The organism is Flavobacterium bizetiae (genome assembly GCF_902804475.1).
Taxonomy (GTDB): Bacteria; Bacteroidota; Bacteroidia; order Flavobacteriales; family Flavobacteriaceae; genus Flavobacterium; species Flavobacterium bizetiae.
Genome location: NZ_CADCSU010000058.1, coordinates 1 through 18,524, shown reverse-complemented (window position 1 = coordinate 18,524; position 18,524 = coordinate 1). Strand labels below are relative to the sequence as shown.

The 18,524-nt window shown below is 34.0% G+C and carries 18 protein-coding genes; 12 read left to right on the top strand and 6 right to left on the bottom strand.

Translation table 11 applies throughout. From position 1 onward, the window contains the following. Positions 1-49: 49 nt before the first annotated feature. The 4 genes from FLACOL7796_RS05745 to FLACOL7796_RS05730 form a co-directional block, all read right to left on the bottom strand. Positions 50-571 carry a GNAT family N-acetyltransferase gene (locus FLACOL7796_RS05745; RefSeq protein WP_173969872.1) on the bottom strand — a complete coding sequence of 174 codons (522 nt, stop codon included), beginning with the start codon at positions 569-571 and terminating at the stop codon, positions 50-52. A 17-nt stretch (positions 572-588) separates the two neighbouring features. Next, positions 589-1,068, bottom strand: coding sequence for a DUF6691 family protein (locus FLACOL7796_RS05740; protein WP_173969871.1), 480 nt, complete (start codon positions 1,066-1,068; stop codon positions 589-591). Between the two features lie 10 nt (positions 1,069-1,078). After that, on the bottom strand, positions 1,079-1,642 hold the full coding sequence (locus tag FLACOL7796_RS05735; protein WP_173969870.1) for a YeeE/YedE family protein: 564 nt from the start codon (positions 1,640-1,642) through the stop codon (positions 1,079-1,081). A 119-nt stretch (positions 1,643-1,761) separates the two neighbouring features. Next, entirely contained in the window at positions 1,762-3,177 is a 1,416-nt protein-coding gene (locus FLACOL7796_RS05730) for an MBL fold metallo-hydrolase (protein ID WP_173969869.1), read from the bottom strand. A 449-nt stretch (positions 3,178-3,626) separates the two neighbouring features. On the opposite strand from FLACOL7796_RS05730, the gene FLACOL7796_RS05725 reads away from it, so the two are divergent. The 6 genes from FLACOL7796_RS05725 (at position 3,627) to FLACOL7796_RS05700 (ending at position 9,562) form a co-directional block, all read left to right on the top strand. Then, positions 3,627-4,220, top strand: coding sequence for an HD domain-containing protein (locus tag FLACOL7796_RS05725; RefSeq protein ID WP_173969868.1), 594 nt, complete (start codon positions 3,627-3,629; stop codon positions 4,218-4,220). A gap of 268 nt (positions 4,221-4,488) precedes the next feature. Then, entirely contained in the window at positions 4,489-5,835 is a 1,347-nt protein-coding gene (locus FLACOL7796_RS05720; RefSeq protein ID WP_173969867.1) for a cytochrome ubiquinol oxidase subunit I, read from the top strand. Positions 5,836-5,837: 2 nt separating this feature from the next. Continuing rightward, positions 5,838-6,914: a cytochrome d ubiquinol oxidase subunit II gene (cydB, locus tag FLACOL7796_RS05715; RefSeq protein ID WP_173969866.1), complete on the top strand. Its 1,077-nt coding sequence runs from the start codon at positions 5,838-5,840 to the stop codon at positions 6,912-6,914. Between the two features lie 539 nt (positions 6,915-7,453). Then, positions 7,454-8,044 carry a Crp/Fnr family transcriptional regulator gene (locus FLACOL7796_RS05710; protein ID WP_173969865.1) on the top strand — a complete coding sequence of 197 codons (591 nt, stop codon included), beginning with the start codon at positions 7,454-7,456 and terminating at the stop codon, positions 8,042-8,044. A 100-nt stretch (positions 8,045-8,144) separates the two neighbouring features. Further along, complete coding sequence (locus FLACOL7796_RS05705; protein WP_173969864.1) at positions 8,145-8,903, top strand: SDR family NAD(P)-dependent oxidoreductase; 759 nt, start codon at positions 8,145-8,147, stop codon at positions 8,901-8,903. Between the two features lie 212 nt (positions 8,904-9,115). Continuing rightward, positions 9,116-9,562, top strand: a complete 447-nt coding sequence (locus FLACOL7796_RS05700; RefSeq protein ID WP_173969863.1) for a GNAT family N-acetyltransferase — start codon at positions 9,116-9,118, stop codon at positions 9,560-9,562. Between the two features lie 99 nt (positions 9,563-9,661). On the opposite strand, the gene FLACOL7796_RS05695 is transcribed toward FLACOL7796_RS05700, so the two are convergent. After that, positions 9,662-10,447, bottom strand: coding sequence for a sulfite exporter TauE/SafE family protein (locus tag FLACOL7796_RS05695; RefSeq protein ID WP_173969900.1), 786 nt, complete (start codon positions 10,445-10,447; stop codon positions 9,662-9,664). 246 nt (positions 10,448-10,693) lie between these two features. After that, complete coding sequence (locus FLACOL7796_RS05690) at positions 10,694-11,320, bottom strand: Crp/Fnr family transcriptional regulator (RefSeq protein ID WP_173969862.1); 627 nt, start codon at positions 11,318-11,320, stop codon at positions 10,694-10,696. A 562-nt stretch (positions 11,321-11,882) separates the two neighbouring features. On the opposite strand from FLACOL7796_RS05690, the gene FLACOL7796_RS05685 reads away from it, so the two are divergent. From FLACOL7796_RS05685 to FLACOL7796_RS05660, 6 genes are all read left to right on the top strand, one after another. Continuing rightward, the gene (locus FLACOL7796_RS05685; protein WP_072963814.1) at positions 11,883-12,194 is read left to right on the top strand and encodes a rhodanese-like domain-containing protein; all 312 of its coding nucleotides are present in this window, start codon (positions 11,883-11,885) and stop codon (positions 12,192-12,194) included. A gap of 76 nt (positions 12,195-12,270) precedes the next feature. Continuing rightward, on the top strand, positions 12,271-13,851 hold the full coding sequence (locus FLACOL7796_RS05680) for an NADP-dependent glyceraldehyde-3-phosphate dehydrogenase (RefSeq protein ID WP_173969861.1): 1,581 nt from the start codon (positions 12,271-12,273) through the stop codon (positions 13,849-13,851). Between the two features lie 154 nt (positions 13,852-14,005). Further along, the gene (locus FLACOL7796_RS05675; RefSeq protein WP_173969860.1) at positions 14,006-14,617 is read left to right on the top strand and encodes a hypothetical protein; all 612 of its coding nucleotides are present in this window, start codon (positions 14,006-14,008) and stop codon (positions 14,615-14,617) included. A gap of 169 nt (positions 14,618-14,786) precedes the next feature. Continuing rightward, positions 14,787-16,658: a M1 family metallopeptidase gene (locus FLACOL7796_RS05670; protein WP_173969859.1), complete on the top strand. Its 1,872-nt coding sequence runs from the start codon at positions 14,787-14,789 to the stop codon at positions 16,656-16,658. Positions 16,659-16,741: 83 nt separating this feature from the next. Next, positions 16,742-18,010 carry an alpha/beta hydrolase-fold protein gene (locus FLACOL7796_RS05665; RefSeq protein WP_197913315.1) on the top strand — a complete coding sequence of 423 codons (1,269 nt, stop codon included), beginning with the start codon at positions 16,742-16,744 and terminating at the stop codon, positions 18,008-18,010. A 23-nt stretch (positions 18,011-18,033) separates the two neighbouring features. Beyond that, the gene (locus FLACOL7796_RS05660) at positions 18,034-18,426 is read left to right on the top strand and encodes an ACT domain-containing protein (protein WP_173969858.1); all 393 of its coding nucleotides are present in this window, start codon (positions 18,034-18,036) and stop codon (positions 18,424-18,426) included. The last annotated feature ends 98 nt before the right edge of the window (positions 18,427-18,524 follow it).

Genomic DNA, 18,524 nt, shown 5'->3' with positions numbered 1-18,524 from the left:
TTTTTTGAATTCTGCCGGGTTTGATTTGTAATATTGAGATTGTATATTTTTAAGCTAGCTTTTTTTCGAAAGCTTTTCGGGCTGCTCCTCTAAAATAGACTTCGCCGCAATAGGTATATTCTAATCTTTCTAAAATTTTAAGCATAGGCACATTGTCGAAGTTGGTGTCTACTTTTATGCTATGAATATTTTTTTCGAGGCATAAACCTTCGATATTTTTAAAGAGTTTGGTTGCAATACCTTTTCCTTTTGCCAATTTTGATACGGCTACACGATGTACAACGCCATAATCTCCGTTGGTAAGCCATTCGCCTTCTATGTCTTCGTAAGCGGGTTCTTTGTCGAATATAATAGCAGAATAGGATAAAATGGTTTCGTTTTCTGTAAGTACATATCCGTAACCATTGTTTATATCGTTGGTTATGCTAAGTTCGTTAGGATAACCGTCTTGCCATTGCGAACTTCCTTCCTGACGTCTTTGTTCGATAGCATCTTGTATGATGGTCCAGATAACTGGCAAGTCTGTAATAGTTGCTTTTCTTAGTAGTAGTTGTTCTGTTGTGTTGCTCATTTTTTATATTTTAAATCTTAATGAGGAAGTTTGTCTTTGATTAAACCGTAAAACCAGGTTCCTAAAATGGCACTTATTAAAGTAACCACAATTACAGTAACTCCGGTACCAATTTGAGCGTAAAGTGGTCCTGGACATGCTCCGGTAATGGCCCAGCCAAAACCAAATAATAACCCGCCGTAGATTTGTCCTTTGCTGAATACTTTGGGCTGAATTTCGATTTTTTCGCCTTGCAAGGTTTTAATATTGAATTTTTTAATGATTTGAACCGATATAAGTCCCACTGCAACTGCGCTGCCAATTACGCCGTACATGAAAAAAGATTGTAATTGAAACATTTCCTGAATACGAAACCAGCTGATGATTTCGGCTTTTACGAATACAATCCCGAAAAAGATTCCAACGACAAGATATTTTAAGTTTGACAATCCTGAATCTTTAATTTGACTTCCGTTGATTCCTTCAGTGTCTGTATTTTTATTTTCTAAATTATTCATTTTTGAAATTTTAAAGTGAAAGAATATAAGGTAAGATCAAGTTTGCCATGATAAAACCGCCAATCATAAAACAGATGGTAGCTACTAATGAAGGCCATTGTAAGTTTGAAATTCCCATAATAGCGTGTCCGCTTGTACAACCGCCGGCATAACGTGTTCCGAAACCTACTAAAAATCCTCCCACTACAATCATGATAAAACCACGAAGTGTGGAAAGGCTTTCCCAAGAGAAAAGTTCTTTTGGTAATAAACCCGAATGATCGGTGATTCCGTAAGTTGCTAATTCCTCAGAAAGTTGTGGTGTGATTTCAACCGGATTTGGATTTGCCAGGAAATAAGCTGCAATGACTCCGCCAAGGAAAATTCCGAAAACGAAGAATAGATTCCAGCTTTCTTTTTTCCAATCGTATTTGAAAAATGAAATATTCGCCGGAATACAAGCCGCGCAAATATGACGAAGCGAAGAACTAATCCCGAAAGATTTGTTTCCGATAATTAATAAAATAGGAACTGTTAATCCAATTAACGGACCTGCAACATACCAAGGCCATGGTTCTTTGATGATTTCTAGCATATTTTTTTTAGGTTCTAAGGTACTAAGATTCTAAGTTACTAAGGTTTCTTCCTTTGTGGTTTTAAGTTTAAGGCTAAAAATCTTAGAACCTCAGAACCTTAGTAATTCAGTACCTTTATTTATTTCAATACTTTACTTTGACAAACAAAATCTGATTTTGGGATATTCGTTTTTGCGATTGCTCCAAAACCGCCTTCGATTTCGGTGAAATTTCTAAAACCGCGAGCTTGTAAGATAGAAGCGGCAATCATACTGCGATATCCTCCGGCACAATGCAAATAAAAATGCTCGTTTGGGTTAATGTCTTTTACCCAATCATTAATAAAAGCCAACGGTTTGTTGTAAGCATCATCTATATGTTCTGCACTGTATTCGGTTTCTTTACGAATGTCGATTACTTTGTCTTCTTCAATTTTAAATTGACTGGCAAATTGTTCTGCCGAAATTCTGTTCACAGTATCAACTTCAAAACCTGCTTTTTCCCAGGCTTCAAAACCACCGTCTAAATGCCCGATGATCGAATCGAAACCTACGCGGCTTAAACGTGTTACGGTTTCTTCTTCAAGACCTACTTCGGTCACTAATATAATAGGTTGTTTTACATTCGCAATTAAAGTTCCAACCCACGGCGCAAAATCGCCATTGATTCCGATATTAATAGATTGCGGAATAAATCCTTTATGGAAATCGGCGCTTTTTCTGGTGTCTAAAATTAATGCTCCGGTTTCTTCGGCAACAGCCTCAAATTCTTTTACATCAATAGCTTTCATTCCGTTGTGTAAAACGGATTCAAAGCTTTCGTAACCTTGTTTGTTCATCGCTACATTCATACTGAAATAAGCTGGCGGAGGCAATAATCCGTCTGTAACTTCTTCGATAAATTCAGCTTCGGTCATATTGGCGCGCAAAGCATAATTGGTTGCTTTTTGATTGCCAATAGTCGAAACGGTTTCTTTGCTCATGTTTTTTCCGCAAGCGCTTCCTGCACCATGCGCCGGATAAACGATTACATCATCAGCCAAAGTCATGATTTTATCTCTTAACGAATGGTATAAAATCCCTGCTAATTGATCTTGTGTCATTCCGGCTGCTTTTTGAGCTAAATCCGGACGTCCGACATCACCAATAAACAAAGTATCTCCGGAGAAAATCGCGTGATCTTTTCCGTTTTCGTCAATCAGTAAATAAGTAGTGCTTTCCATGGTATGTCCCGGAGTGTGCAACGCTTTAATCGTAATGTTTCCTACTTTAAATTTTTGTCCGTCTTTGGCAGAAATACAATCGAATTCGCAAGTCGCATTTGGCCCGTAAACAATTGGCGCCTGAGTTTCTTTGCTTAAATCGACATGTCCGGAAACAAAATCAGCGTGAAAATGCGTTTCGAAAATGTATTTCAGTTTCACCTCATCGCGTTCTAAACGATCTAGATAAGGTTGAATTTCTCTTAGAGGGTCGATAATTGCAGCTTCTCCGTTTGAAGTAATATAGTAAGCACCTTGCGCAAGGCATCCGGTGTAAATTTGTTCTATTTTCATGATACGTGTTCTAAAAATATGGGAATACAAAGGTAACCTACTTTTTGCTTAAAATAGGTGACTAATGTTACACAAATTTGATTTTTGTGTAAAAAAACCTTGGATCGTTTTACCATATAAACCCCATAGGAAATTTAAAAACAGGCCTAATAAATTAAAGCTAGAGAGGCCGATTTCACCATATAAGTGATATAAGGAAATTTAAGTTTTTTGTTTAATCTTAAGTTTTACTAAAATGAACTTATATCACTTATATGGTTTAAAAATTTGACGGTTTCACCATATAAGTGATATAAGGAAATTTAAGTTTTTGTCTAATCTTAGGTTTTACTAAAATGAACTTATATAACTTATATGGTTTAGAAAAAAAAGATAGTTGGTTTTGCAACATCACTTATATGGTGAGAAAAAAAATCTCCGTAATTTTACAACTGACGAAAATTATGGATATGAACACAGAAGATTTATTGAATCAGATTGCTTTTATTAAAGAGATTGATAAAGTAAAATACATTCAGCGAAAAACGAAGCTGTTTAATAGTGACAGATGTGAAAATGATGCGGAACACAGCTGGCATCTGGCTTTGATGGCGATTGTTTTGGCCGAACATTCAAATGAACCAATTGATGTTCTAAAAGTGGTAAAAATGGTTTTGATTCATGATATTGTAGAAATCGATGCCGGAGATATCTTTTTGTACGATTCTCAGTTAAATCACGATAATACTGATGAAGAACGATTAGCGGCGAATCGAATTTTTGGTTTGCTTCCTGAAAAGCAAGTTCAGGATTTTATTGCCATTTGGGAAGAATTTGAAGCCGGAGAAACGAACGAAGCGAAATTTGCAAGATCAATGGACAGATTAGAACCTTTATTGCAAAACACATCGAATAACGGAGGAACCTGGAGAGAATTTGATGTACCTTATAGTAAGGTCTATGAAAAAAAGAGCATCATGAAAGAAGGTTCTCAAACGATATGGAATTACGCCGAAGGATTAATCAACGAAAGTGTAGCAAAAGGAATTTTGAAGAAGGACTAAATTTCTAAACATTCCAGATTGTAAAGAAATATCAATTTTGCCCTATAAGTGATATAGGTTTATTTTAGGTTTTGCGAATTTTAAATTTATATTAAATGTATTAAAAGATTTTTTTTATTGCATTATGTTTAGCCTTTTGTAATTAAGACTAAGCTTATTTTTCTGATATAACTTATATGGTTTGAAAAAGAAAAAACTTCTTTTAAAGGCAGGGAATTCAGGTTTTAATGGGTAAATTTGAGGAGACTTCATAAATAATATCACCACTATGGAAGAAATGCTTTTTTATGACCGAATGCAATTCGCCTTCACAATTACTTTTCATTATCTTTTTCCGCAACTTACAATGGGTCTTTCGCTGATCATTGTTTATTTTAAATGGAAATATCTACGAACTAAAGACGATCAATACAATCACGCCACTCATTTCTGGATGAAAATCTTCGCTTTGAATTTTGCGATGGGTGTTGTAACCGGTATCCCAATGGAGTTTCAGTTTGGAACTAATTGGGCGAAATTCTCTGAACTAACAGGCGGAATCATCGGACAGACTCTTGCAATGGAAGGGATGTTTTCCTTTTTCTTAGAATCTTCTTTTCTGGGAATCTTTTTGTTTGGAGAAAAAATAATTGGACATAAATGGCATTTTGTAACCGGATTATTAATTATGATTGGTTCCTGGGCCAGCGGATATCTTATTATAGCGACACATTCGTGGATGCAAAACCCGGTAGGTTATGAAATTCTCGAGAACGGAAAATTTGTTTTGACGAATTTTAAAGCTTTATTCCTGAATCCGTGGTTATGGCCTTCGTATTTACACAATCAGGCAGCTTCATTGGTGACAAGTTCTTTTGTTGTGGCCGGAATTGGAGCTTTTTATATCCTAAGTAAAAAGAATGTTGCTTTTGGAAAAATATTTCTGAAAACGGGAGTAATCTTCGGATTGATTTCCAGTGTTATTGTAGCTGTTCCTACAGGGGATTTATTGGCGAAAAATGTCGTGAAATACCAACCTGTAACTTTTGCTGCAATGGAAGGAATTTTTCATACTGAAAAGAAAGGTTCTGAAATTGTTTTAATTGGACAACCCGATGTAAAAGACAAAAAACTAGACAATAAAATTGCCGTTCCTAATATCCTGAGTTTCCTGACTTACGGAAGCTGGCACGAAGAAATAAAAGGTTTAGATCAGTTTGATGAAGACTTACATCCAACTAATATTTCCGGTTTGTATTATGCCTACCATATTATGGTGGGACTCGGAACCATATTTATAGGTTTGATGGCTTTTGCGGTTTTTCAGCTTTGCAGAAAGAAATTATTCGAAACCAAATGGGTTTTATGGTCGTTGATGTTTATGATGCCATTTCCGTATATTGCCAATACCACAGGCTGGTACACGGCAGAATTAGGAAGACAACCCTGGTTGGTTTATAATTTAATGCGAACTACAGCAGGCGCATCGCCAACGGTTTCATCCGGAAATACCTTGTTTACTTTATTAGGTTTTATAGGATTGTATCTATTACTTGGAATGTTGTTTTTGCTTTTGATTGGAAAAATCATCAATAAAGGACCTCATAATGTTGAACTGAATTCAGAAAAAATATAATTATGGAATTTTTTTGGTACGTTGTTTTAATGGGAATTCTGGCCGTTTATATTGTATTAGACGGTTACGATTTTGGAGCAGGAATTATTCATTTATTTTTGGCTAAAAACGAAAAAGATAAAAAAGCAATTACAAGTGCTATTGGTCCGTTTTGGGATGCCAATGAAGTTTGGATCATTGCTGCCGGAGGAGTTTTATTCTTCGCTTTCCCTACTTTGTATGCTTCTTCTTTTAGCGGGTTTTATTTGCCTTTAATCATGATTTTATGGCTTTTAATTTTCCGTGCAATTGGTTTAGAAATGCGCGGACAAGTGCATCACCCCATGTGGGAAGCCATTTGGGATAAAGCTTTCGGGATCGCAAGTTTGCTTTTGGCATTATTTTTTGGAATTGCTTTAGGTAATATCGTTCGTGGTGTCAATCTCGGAATGGTAACCAACGGCGTTTCGACGCAAGAAGCGCATTATTTCTTTTTGCCTTTATGGAATCCAACTTTTAGTCCACAAGCAAATGAATTGGGAATTATAGATTGGTTTACGCTTTTCTTAGGGATTGTAAGCGTTGTTGCTTTAACAATTCACGGCGCTAACTGGATTATTTATAAAACGAATTCGTCTTTGAATCCAAAACTAAAAAATGTAGTTTTCAAACTGAATATTGTTTTATTGGTCTTGGTTTGTATTTCGTTGCAAATCTGGCATTTTATAGAACCTAAACCGTTTCATAATTTTGTCGAAAATCCGATTCTTTGGTTTTTTCCATTAATGACTTTCGTTGGAATTTTAGGTTTGTTTAAAGTACGCTCGTGGCAAAAAGACGGAATGGGATTTTTGTTTTCAACTTTATTCCTCGTTGGCGGGTTTGCCTCAACAGCCGTTTCGATTTTCCCAAATGTTTTGCCTTCGACCAATAATGTAAATCCGTCGTTAACGATTTATAATACTGCAGCTCATGAATATGGCTTAAATGCCGGATTGAACTGGTTCTTTATTGCTTTGTTTCTGGTGATTATTTATTTTATTATTCAATACCGTGTTTTTAGTGGTAAAATGGATGATGTTGGGTATGGAGAACATTAATGGTTTTTAGCCAAGATCCGTGCGATAGTGAACAGGCGAAGCAATTACACAAATTTTTACGAATGAATTATATGATTAGCCGGTGGTTTTTAGCCAACGGTTTTTTTATTTTATGAATAATTGCTTTAGCGGAACTGTTTTATATTGTTTGAAATCTTTGTCAAAGTTTTAAACTGACAAAGATTAATGAGTTTAATATTGAATTTTATTAGTGTGGTTGCTTCGTTCTTCGCAATGACTTTGCGTGTGTCTTTGCGAGGAACGAAGCAATCTCATTATTGATGGCTTTATTGTTTTATTGGAAATCATTAAACCCTAAAACGTTCTATTTTACACAGTTTTGCGTTAGGGATAGGAGCGGTATCTCCCGATTTAGAAAAACAAGGCTTTTTAGCCGTAGTTTTTGTTAATCTGGAATATAGCGGATAGCCCGACCGGAGGGAACGCCCAAAACAAACAATGCAATTTCTCGTATTGCTACCGTTTTTAGAATAAATTTGTATAACTACTAAACGACTCTAAAAGCAACTTAAAATTTCATGGAAGACCTGACATTATTTATTGAAAATATTAATAAGAAAGTGGTCTTATTACCAGACGAAATGGATGCTTTATTGTCTGAGTTTAAAGTGCGGAAAATAAAGAAAAGACAATTTATTGTACAGCCGGAATTTGTAAACAAACAAAGAACTTATGTACTTGAAGGAGCTTTTCGGTCGTATGTTGTGGATGAAAAAGGTGTTGAACATACGATTCAGTTTGCGATTGAAGATTGGTGGATAGCAGATTATAATAGTTATATCTATCAAACTCCGGCAACTATGTTTATTGTAGCGCTAGAAGATAGTGTGATACTACAGATAAATCATGAAGCCGAACAGAAATTAAAATCCTCAACTCATAATCTCGAAACATTATTTCGATTAATGGCCGAAAAATCGGCGGCATTTTTTGCGCGTCGTGTTGTTACAATGCTTACTCAAAATGCAGAACAGCGTTATAATGATTTTCTGAAGAAGTTTCCAAAAGTGGTGCAACGCTTACCACAATACGCACTTGCGTCTTACTTAAATATGACTACAGAGTTTTTATCTAAAATACGAAATGAAAAAGTGAAGAAAAAAGGTTGAACTAGTTCAACCTTTTTTCTTAAGATACTTCAATTTTTCAGCCTGACTTAATGCCCAACTTTGCTTTATCAATTAACAACTTATAATTAATAAAATAAAGATGGAAAATTCAGGAAAATTAAACGGTAAAGTAGCATTAATAACAGGAGCATCAAAAGGTATTGGTGCCGGAATCGCAAAAGCTTATGCAAATCAGGGTGCAACAGTAATCGTAAATTATGCTAGTAGTAAGAATGACGCAGACAAAGTTGTTCAGGAAATAACTGCTAATGGCGGAAAAGCAATTGTGATACAAGGTAATGTTGAAAAATCGGCTGATGTAAAACGCATTTTTGAAGAAATTGTAAAATCATTTGGTAAACTTGATATATTAGTCAATAATGCTGGGGTTTATAGTTTTGCAGGTATTGATGATATTACAGAAGAATCATTTCACAATATGTTCAACATTAATGTATTGGGTAGCATATTTACGATTCAGCAAGCTGTAAAGTTATTTGGTGATAAAGGTGGCGTTGTTATTAATACAGGTTCGATAGTTTCTACACTTGACATGCCAACTGCTTTGGTTTATACACAAACAAAATATGCGATTGATGCAATGACACGTATTCTGGCCAAAGAACTTGGTCCGAAGAAAATACGTATCAACTCTATTAATCCGGGACTGATTGAAACTGAAGGTTCTCATAGTTCAGGAGTTATGAATGGAGATGCAGAAAAATGGCATGTATCAGAAACTCCGCTTGGCCGAGTTGGAAAACCAGAGGATATTGCAAAAGTTGCGGTATTTCTTGCTTCTGATGATTCGTATTGGATTACTGGAGAAACTATTGCTGTTGCGGGTGGACAACGCTAATTATAGGTAGCTTTAGAAAAATGAAAAAAATCAATGGCGGAATATTTCTGTCATTGATTTTTTTGTTTTTACAAATTAATACTAAAGTAACTGATTTAAATACTTTGTTTGAACGGATCAAATACTGGATGGCTTGGTTTTATATAAACTGGACTACAGATGAATTTGTTCTTTGCAATACTTTCGCTTTTTTAATCTAAATATTTCAAACAATGAATTACCAAATCAAAAAAGCGAGTATTGAAGATCTTAATGAAGCAGCTGAACTTTTTAATCTTTATCGTGTTTTTTACCGTCAGGAATCTGATGTAGAAAAAGGAAAAGCATTTCTTAAAGAACGATTGCTAAATAACGAGTCTGATATTTTTTTAGTAATTGCGGACGAAAAAGCGGTGGGCTTTGTGCAGCTTTATAAATTGTTTCATTATACTAAATTGCAAAAACAATGGTTGTTGAGTGATCTTTTTGTACATCCTGATTATAGAGGAAAAGGGTTTTCGGTAGCATTAATTGATCGTAGCAAACAATGGTGCGAGGAAACAAATGCTTGTGGTTTAATGCTGGAAACAGAAAAGACTAATGATATTGGTAATCAGTTATATCCGCGTTGCGGGTTTGAATATGACGGTTTGCATAATTATTACCATTGGTGGAAGTAAAAATAGAGAATGGGGAAGCAGGAGTGTTTCCTCATTTTTGTTAGCTTTAATCTTTGTCAAAGTTTTAAACTTTGACAAAGATTGATTTACAATTAAAAATTAAAACAAAACCTCTTTTGTAATAATATAAAATCCCATTACGAGTACAAACCAGCCAAAAATGGGTTTTAGTTTTGTACCGTCGATTTTTTTAGAAAGCTGACTTCCGATTAACATTCCTAAAAGTGCCATTGCTGAAACGCTTAATAAAAAGGGATAATTTATGGGTGTGCCAATGTATAAATCGCCGCCAAAACCTATTGATGAATTGATGGTAATGATTAATAATGATGTTCCAACGGCTTGTTTCATGGGTAAATTGGCGAAAAACAATAGGGCAGGAATAATAAGAAATCCTCCGCCGGCACCGAGAAATCCGGTTATGATGCCCACAATAAAACCTATTATACTTAATTGTGTGTAATTGGTTTCGGTTGTTTTTATTTCGGGTTGATTTTTTTTGATCATTGAGATTGCAGCCGTAATCATTAATATAGAGAAGATAATCATGATCAGAAAATCTTTTGAAACTGAATACGAAGCGATAGAGAATAGGGTAGAAGCAATTTGAGGAAAAATAACTTCACGAATAATCAAAATAGAAATTACCGACGGAATGGCAAAATACAATGCCGATTTTAGTTTTAAATTTCCCATTTTATAATGGCTGTAACTCCCAAACATAGCAGTTAGTCCTACTATAAATAAAGAATACGATGTGGCTTGTTCAGGATTTACTTTGAACAAATACACTAAAATCGGAATGGTTAAGATTGATCCGCCTCCGCCAATTAAGCCCAGCGAAATCCCGATAATAATCGAAGCAAAATAACCTAAATATTCCATTGCATTTGTTTTGATGCAAAGGTGCTTGGATAAAAAGAAATCTACAGTAACATTTATCACATAAGGAAATTTTTTACTATCGATTTATTGGCCCGCGGATTTTACGGGTTAAATGGATTTTCGCAGGTTTTTTCTTTTTTCTATTGATGATTAAATTTATCAATTGGAAAGTTTACGGATTAAGAGTTTACATTGCAAAAAAATAAATCGGTGACAATCCGTTTCATCCGTAAAATCCGTGGGTAATTATTTTAATAACTCAATTTGGTTTCTATTAAGTTTCACCAAGCCTCGTTGTTCCATTTTTTTTAGTAATCTGGATATGACTTCTCTTGAGGTGTTTAATTCGGTTGCGATTTCCTGATGTGAAAGATTTACTTCCTGACAACCGCAGGCATCTGAATGTCTTTTTAAGTAAAACTCTAAACGCTCGTCCATTGATCGGAACGCGATGTTGTCGACAACTTCGAGCACTTCTTCGAATCGGCTTCTGTAGGTTTCGATTACAAATTCGTACCAGGATCTGTGTTCCATCATCCATTTGTCCATCATTTGCAACGGAATCATCATAACCGTAACATCTTCGACTACTTTTGCCATGATTTGGCTTTTTTCGCTTTTGGCGGTGCAAATCATCGAAATGGCGCAGGCTTGCCCCGGTTGTAGATAATACATTAAAAATTCTCCGCCGTCTTCGCCCTCACGATAGATTTTGATTTTTCCTTTGGTAATTAATACAGTGTTTTTTATGTATTGTCCGGTTCGCATTAAGATCGTTCCAGCTTCAAAATGTTGCAGGCTTCCGTTTTCTTCGATGGTCGAAATAAGTTCAGTAGAGAAATTAGGGAATATATTTTTAAGTGAATTTTGCATGGTTTTAATGTTGTAATTATTGAGCCACGGATTTTACGGTTTGAACTGGTGTGCGCAGATTTTTTTGCCACGAATTTCACGAATTTTCACGAATTAATTTGTGACGAATATTTTAATCATTATAATCACTTAATCTGTGGCAAAAAAAATAATTTGAGCTTAATGAATTAGTGAAAATTAGTGCAATTCGTGGCAAACATTTTTATTCATTTTAATCATTTTAATCATTTTAATCATTTTAATCATTTTAATCTGTGGCAAAAAAATATTCGTGACTCGCCTTTTTATCAAATTAAGATTAAAGTGCACAATTAGATGTAAAGATAGCAGATTGAAATCGTATTAATTGTCAGAAAACTATATTTAAGATGCATTTTATGAAAATGATGATATCCTATTTTCTATCGATTTTATAGACTGTAATTTTAAAAATAGTAAGTAAATTTGTATTTCACTGATTATAATACTTTCTCTAAAACGTTTTCTGAGAATAATAATCGAAATCGCATTGAGCACGTTTTTAATTAATAGAAACGTCGTAATTTTACAAAAAACAGATACTATGAATTTATCACAAGAAGATTGGGTTAATCAGCTTGCTGCTGACGAGAATGCAGTTATACTGGACGTAAGAACTGAAGACGAATTTAATGACGGTTATATCGAAAATGCCGTAAACATTGACATCAATAAAGGTCAGGGTTTTATTTATGAAATCGAAGAACTTGATAAAAATAAAAATTATTATGTGTATTGCCGTTCTGGAGCCAGAAGTGCTAAAGCATGTCAGATTATGAACGAGTTAGGTATTAATAATGCCTACAACTTGCTTGGCGGAATACTGGACTGGGAAGGCGAAACCATAAATCCATAATAACATTTAAAGAGGCGCAAAGAGCCTCTTTTTTCTTTTATAAACTATTAATAACCAAACATAAAATTACCAGATTATGAGTTTAATACCGGAAGAGTACCAGATTAAAAACTTAATAAATCAAGATACTTATCTTGTAAATGGCGAATTAAAACAATGGACAGGACAAACTACTCCTGTGTTTTCGACTATTTCATCTACAGAAAAATACACTCCAACATTATTAGGATCGATTCCTTTTATGGCTGAAAAAGAAGCTGCAGAAGTAGTTGAAGCTGCAAATGGTGCTTATAATAAAGGTCAGGGATTATGGCCAACTATGAAAGTGGTTGATCGTATCAAATGCATGGAAAATTTCGTAAAGCAAATGAAGGAAACCCGCGAAGAAGTGGTGAAACTTTTGATGTGGGAAATTGGAAAAAACCTTGGCGATTCGCAAAAAGAATTTGACAGAACAGTTGAATATATTTATGATACTATTGCCAGTTATAAAGAATTAAACGGACGTAGCTCACATTTTGAAAAAGTACAAGGTGTAAACGCTATGATTCGTCGTGGACCTCTTGGGGTTGTATTGTGTCTGGGACCTTACAATTACCCTCTTAATGAAACTTTTTCGTTGTTGATCCCGGCATTGATTATGGGAAATACAGTGATTTTTAAACCTGCTAAACATGGGGTTTTATGTATTTCGCCATTGTTAGAAGCTTTTAGAAGCAGTTTCCCAAAAGGTGTTATCAATATTGTTTATGGTAGAGGCCGCGAAGTAGCTTCGCCTATCATGAAATCAGGAAAAATTGATGTTTTGGCATTAATTGGAAACAGTAAATCTGCGATTGCATTGCAGGATCAACATCCTAATAAAAACAGGTTACGTTTGATTTTAGGTTTAGAAGCTAAAAATCCGGCGATTATTTTACCAGATGCCGATTTGGATTTGGCAATTCAGGAATGTATTGCAGGATCTTTGTCTTTCAACGGACAACGTTGTACAGCTTTAAAAGTGCTTTATGTACATGAATCTATAGTAGAAGAATTCAACAAACGTTTCTCTGAAAAAGTGGATGGTTTAATATTTGGAAATCCTTGGGAAAAAGGAGCTTCGCTAACGCCACTTCCTGAGACTGAAAAGCCAAATTATATTCAGGGATTAATTGACGACGCTACAAGTAAAGGCGCAAAAGTATTGAACGAAAAAGGAGGAAAACATACTGAGAATTACATTTTCCCTGCTGTTCTTTATCCTGTAAATAAAAATATGCGTGTATACCACGAAGAACAATTTGGTCCTGTTGTGCCTATTATTTCTTTTAAAGATATTGATGAGCCACTAGAAGATATGGCCGAATCGAACTACGGACAACAAGTAAGTTTGTTCGGGAAGGATATCAAAACTATAGCACCGCTTATCGATGCTTTGGTAAACTTAGTGTGTAGAGTAAACCTCAACAGTTCTTGTCAGAGAGGCCCGGATGCGTTCCCATTTACAGGTCGTAAAGATTCTGCTGTAGGAACCTTGAGTATTCCGGATGCTTTACGCTCATTCTCAATTCGTACGTTTGTAGCTTCAAAAGACATCGACTATAATAATGAAATTTTGCAGGAATTGCTAAACAGCAAAGAATCAAATTTTATTAATACCGATTATATTTTGTAGCAATCAAGGTTATATATTAATTGTAGATACCGCCTTTTTCTTTTGTTAGAATCAGGCGTTTTTTCTTTTTAATATAATAAAAGTTATTTTCTTGCTAAATAAATTTATTGTATTATTTTTACTACATTTTAATTTAAAGAAAATAATGCCTAAAATGAAAAAAATTACAATTGCTGTTCTTCTCTTATTTACGTTAAACTCCTGGTCTCAAGACGATAAAAAGCTATGGCTTCAAGGAAATAAATATAGTTTAGGATTGTCCTACTTTCAAAAAAAACAATTTAATAAAGCTATTGAACCTCTTTTATTCGCGTTTAAAATTAATTCTGAATCAGAAATTGGAAAAAAATCAAAAAATATAATTGATTCTCTTAAACCTATTGTTAGAAAAAATTTCATCAATAAGATAATCGGAACATGGAGTTTAAGTGGTAATGAACCAACTTGGGTAAACAAAGATTTAAAAGCGGCTAGAGATTCAGATAGTTTGATGGTAATTTCAAATCAGGAAATTTCCTATTATGTAAAAAATATAAAAACAAAAGAAACTAAACTGATTAAAACTGATAAAATTGAATTTTATGAAGGTTTCGAAAATGATTATTCTGTTACAGAAATGGTAAATCCGGATAACGAATTATGGATGTATATTGTAGACGAATCTTCAAATAGTCTTCATTTAATTCAGACCGGCACTATAACCTCATCAGGCAGAAAACGAATTGATATAGATAATAAAGAAGCTTATTATAGTAGAATTAAATAATAAGTGACGTCATATTTTGGTTCTTACATTTGCAAACATCTTTTTCTTTTTAAGAATTAGATGTTTTTTTTATTTGAAATAATATATTTTTATATAGAATTGTAACTTTAAAACGAAAACCGCCACTAATATTATAATTCTATTCAATCATCAAATCAAAAAAAATCGTATGAAACAAAAATCACTTCAAATACTATTTATGGCCTTTTTATTTGTGGCACAAAATAGTTTTGCACAAGAACTTTACATGCCAAGAAATATTAAGAAGTCCTATTCTAGCGGAGTTCGCTCTATGGACGGCAAACCCGGTAAAAACTATTGGCAAAATCATGGAAATTATAACATTGCAATGAGCGTAAATGCCGATACGAAAGTTGTTAGCGGAACGGAAACTATTGTATATGAAAATAACAGTAATGATACTTTAAAAAATTTACGAATTAGATTTGTAAATAATATTCATAAAAAAACTTCACCAAGAGCGGTACAAAATAGTGACGGTTTTTTTACTGATGGTTTAACGATTACGGCTTTAAAAATTGAAGGCGAAGTCTACAAAGAAGATGGAAAAGACTGGGGAACAGTAGGAATCGTAAAAATGAAAAAACCTATGCGTCCACATTCTAAAATTACAATTGATATCGATTGGAATTATCCATTATCAGAAGTAAGCGGGAGAGAAGGACAAATCGATAAAACCACCTTTTTTGTGGCTTATAGTTATCCTCGTGTTTCTGTTTTTGATGATTATAACAAGTGGGATGATTTGCCGCATACATCTGGTCAGGAGTTTTATAATGATTTTAATGATTATACTTATTCAGTAAAAGCACCTAAAAATTATGTGGTTTACGGAACGGGAGATTTATTAAATCCGGATGAGGTTTTGCAACCTGAATTTGCTGCACGTTTAAAAAAGTCATACATAACAGACGAAATTTTGCATATAGCAAATGAGCAGGAAATGAAAAGCGGTATTGTTACAAAACAAAGCGACTGGAACGTTTGGAAATTTGAAGCTAAAAATATAACAGATGTTTGTTTTGCTTTAAGTGATCATTATTTATGGGATGCCAGCAGCGTTTTGGTCGATAAAAAAACAAATCGCCGTGCAAGTGTTCAGGCAGCTTATGATATAAAAGGAACTGATTTTGTAAACTCCATAAAAAACAACCAATATGCTTTAGATTACTTTTCTAATAGTTGGCCGGGAGTTCCATACCCATTTTCTAAAATGACCGCTTTTCAGGGTTTTGCCGATATGGAATATCCTATGATGTGCAATGACTCTCAAATGGGAGATCCTGTTTTTGCACAATTGGTTCAGGATCATGAAGTAGCGCATACATATTTTCCTTTTTATATGGGAATTAACGAAACGCGTTATGCTTTTATGGATGAAGGATGGGCGACAACTTTTGAGTATTTAATTGGAATTGCGGAACACGGAAAAGAAGCTGCAGATAAATTTTATAAAGAATTTAGAGTGCAGGAATATATAAAAGATGCATCGACAGAAGAAGATCAGCCAATTATTACCATGTCATCACAGTTATCAGATTCAGGTTATGGTAATAACTCCTACGGAAAAGCATCGCTTTCTTATATCGCTTTAAAAGATTTATTGGGTGATGATTTGTTTAAAAAATCATTGCATGCGTACATGGATAACTGGAACGGGAAACATCCAATTCCTTGGGATTATTTTAATTCGTTTAATACCGCTTCAGGAAAAAATCTGAATTGGTTTTTTAATAACTGGTTTTTTACGAATAATTATATTGATCTTTCTGTGAGAAATGTAGATAAAAATATTGTTTCCGTTGCGAATGAAGGAGGTTTTGCGATTCCGTTTGATGTAGTTATTACCTATCAGGATAATACGAAAGAAACGCTGCACCAAACGCCGGCAGTTTGGGAATCAAATCAAAAATTGGCGAAAGTTATTCTGAAAAACAAAAAACAAATCAAGTCACTAGCTTTAGATGGAGGTATCTTTATGGATGCTACGCCTTTAAACAATCTTTGGACTGCTAAATAATAGACAAGAAGCGTCTTTTTCTATTGAGGAAAACGCTTTTATGAGATTTTTGTTTTATTACTAATATTAAAACTTCAGGAATTATGATTAAAATAATGAATAGTATACCGGATATTTTAAAAGTAAAATCGGTTCTCTTTTATTTTTTTATAATGATTACCGGTTTTGGATTTGCGCAAAGTAAAACCAAAATTGAGATTGGAACTATTGATAGTATTTCTTCTAAAATTTTGAATGAGAAGAGAAAAATCTGGATACATCTTCCTAAAAGCGCTCAAAATAAAAGTTTTGCAAAACAAAAGTATCCGGTAGTGTATTTATTAGATGCCGAAGGTCATTTTAGTTCAGTTGTAGGTATAATAGAGGAGCTAAGCGAAGTAAACGGAAATACAAATTGTCCTGAAATGATTCTTGTGGGCATTACCAACACAAATCGTAATAGAGATTTGACGCCAACACATTCAGAGATTGATTTTCCGTTTGTACCGAAAGAATTAAGCGAACAATCTGGCGGAGGAGAAAAATTTGTTGAGTTTCTGGAAAAAGAGCTGATTCCATATGTTGATAGTAAATATCCAGCGTCGCCATATAAAACCCTGATAGGGCATTCTTTTGGAGGATTAACAACTATAAATATTCTTACCAACCATACGCAATTATTCAATTCGTATGTTGCCATCGATCCTAGTATGTGGTGGGATCATCAGAAATTTTTAGCAGAAACAACAAAAAAACTAACAGGTAAAAATCTGTCGAATATTTCCTTATTTATGGCAGCCGCCAATACTATGGATGATAGTATGAATATTTTAAAAGTTAGAAAAGATACTACTGTTTTTACAAGGCATATCAGATCGATTTTAGATTTAAATGATTTCTTTAATAAGAATAAAAATAGCCATCTAAATTACGGATATCAATATTATAAAGATGATAGTCACGGTTCTGTGCCACTAATTGCGACTTATGATGCCATTCGGTTTATATTTCAGTTTAATCAGTTAAAGCTTTCGATACCGGATCAGGTCAATTTTAATAAAGCCGTTTTTACTAAAATAGAAAAGCATTTCGACAACGTTTCCAAGCATTTAGGATATAAAGTAAATGTGCCCGAAAATCTTGTAAATGCTTACGGATATCAGTCTCTTGGTAAAAAAGACATGGATTTAGCAGGTTACTTGTTTCAACTAAATGTGACCAATTATCCTCAAAGTCCAAATGTATACGATTCGCTGGGAGATTTTTATGAAGCCAATGCCGATAAGAAAAATGCCATTGCCAATTATGAAAAAGTACTGTCGCTGGATAAAGATTTTCCGGAGACAAAAACAAAATTAGACAAGCTTAAATAATTCAATTAAATACAATTTGTAAAATGTCGGGAGAGAAAAATTTAGAACAATTGCTTAAAAGTATGAAGCCTGAACACAATGGGGGCGATTACGTTTTTTGTAAAGTCGCAACTTTAGAAAACATAAACTTAAGTGAGATCGAAATGTTGTTCAAAGAAAAAGAAGCCATTACATTAATTCTCAAGAAAGAGATTGCTGATACATTAAAACTGGAATATTCAGTTATCATGTCCTGGATAACACTTACAGTACATTCCTCATTAGAAGCAATTGGACTTACAGCAGCATTTTCTAAAGCACTTTCTGATAAAGAAATTAGCTGTAATGTGGTTGCTGCTTATTATCATGATCATATTTTTGTAAATAAAAAAGATATAAAAATGGCAATGAAAGTTTTGAATACTTTCGCAGGATAAGTATGATTCTTAGTTTTTTATCGGAAAAACTAAGAATAAATTTACTTTAGATTTTATGCTAAAATAAATAGAAAGCTTATTAGTGTTAAAATAAAAAC

Excerpts from the sequence above, each read along its gene's own strand:
- FLACOL7796_RS05730 (WP_173969869.1), bottom strand. The coding sequence starts at position 3,177 with ATGAAAATAGAACAAATTTACACCGGATGCCTTGCGCAAGGTGCTTAC.
- FLACOL7796_RS05670 (WP_173969859.1), top strand. The coding sequence starts at position 14,787 with ATGAAACAAAAATCACTTCAAATACTATTTATGGCCTTTTTATTTGTG.
- FLACOL7796_RS05695 (WP_173969900.1), bottom strand. The coding sequence starts at position 10,447 with ATGGAATATTTAGGTTATTTTGCTTCGATTATTATCGGGATTTCGCTG.
- FLACOL7796_RS05680 (WP_173969861.1), top strand. The coding sequence starts at position 12,271 with ATGAGTTTAATACCGGAAGAGTACCAGATTAAAAACTTAATAAATCAA.
- FLACOL7796_RS05720 (WP_173969867.1), top strand. The coding sequence starts at position 4,489 with ATGGAAGAAATGCTTTTTTATGACCGAATGCAATTCGCCTTCACAATT.
- FLACOL7796_RS05710 (WP_173969865.1), top strand. The coding sequence starts at position 7,454 with ATGGAAGACCTGACATTATTTATTGAAAATATTAATAAGAAAGTGGTC.
- FLACOL7796_RS05675 (WP_173969860.1), top strand. The coding sequence starts at position 14,006 with ATGAAAAAAATTACAATTGCTGTTCTTCTCTTATTTACGTTAAACTCC.
- FLACOL7796_RS05665 (WP_197913315.1), top strand. The coding sequence starts at position 16,742 with ATGATTAAAATAATGAATAGTATACCGGATATTTTAAAAGTAAAATCG.
- FLACOL7796_RS05700 (WP_173969863.1), top strand. The coding sequence starts at position 9,116 with ATGAATTACCAAATCAAAAAAGCGAGTATTGAAGATCTTAATGAAGCA.
- FLACOL7796_RS05740 (WP_173969871.1), bottom strand. The coding sequence starts at position 1,068 with ATGAATAATTTAGAAAATAAAAATACAGACACTGAAGGAATCAACGGA.
- FLACOL7796_RS05690 (WP_173969862.1), bottom strand. The coding sequence starts at position 11,320 with ATGCAAAATTCACTTAAAAATATATTCCCTAATTTCTCTACTGAACTT.
- cydB (WP_173969866.1), top strand. The coding sequence starts at position 5,838 with ATGGAATTTTTTTGGTACGTTGTTTTAATGGGAATTCTGGCCGTTTAT.
- FLACOL7796_RS05735 (WP_173969870.1), bottom strand. The coding sequence starts at position 1,642 with ATGCTAGAAATCATCAAAGAACCATGGCCTTGGTATGTTGCAGGTCCG.
- FLACOL7796_RS05725 (WP_173969868.1), top strand. The coding sequence starts at position 3,627 with ATGAACACAGAAGATTTATTGAATCAGATTGCTTTTATTAAAGAGATT.
- FLACOL7796_RS05660 (WP_173969858.1), top strand. The coding sequence starts at position 18,034 with ATGTCGGGAGAGAAAAATTTAGAACAATTGCTTAAAAGTATGAAGCCT.
- FLACOL7796_RS05705 (WP_173969864.1), top strand. The coding sequence starts at position 8,145 with ATGGAAAATTCAGGAAAATTAAACGGTAAAGTAGCATTAATAACAGGA.
- FLACOL7796_RS05745 (WP_173969872.1), bottom strand. The coding sequence starts at position 571 with ATGAGCAACACAACAGAACAACTACTACTAAGAAAAGCAACTATTACA.
- FLACOL7796_RS05685 (WP_072963814.1), top strand. The coding sequence starts at position 11,883 with ATGAATTTATCACAAGAAGATTGGGTTAATCAGCTTGCTGCTGACGAG.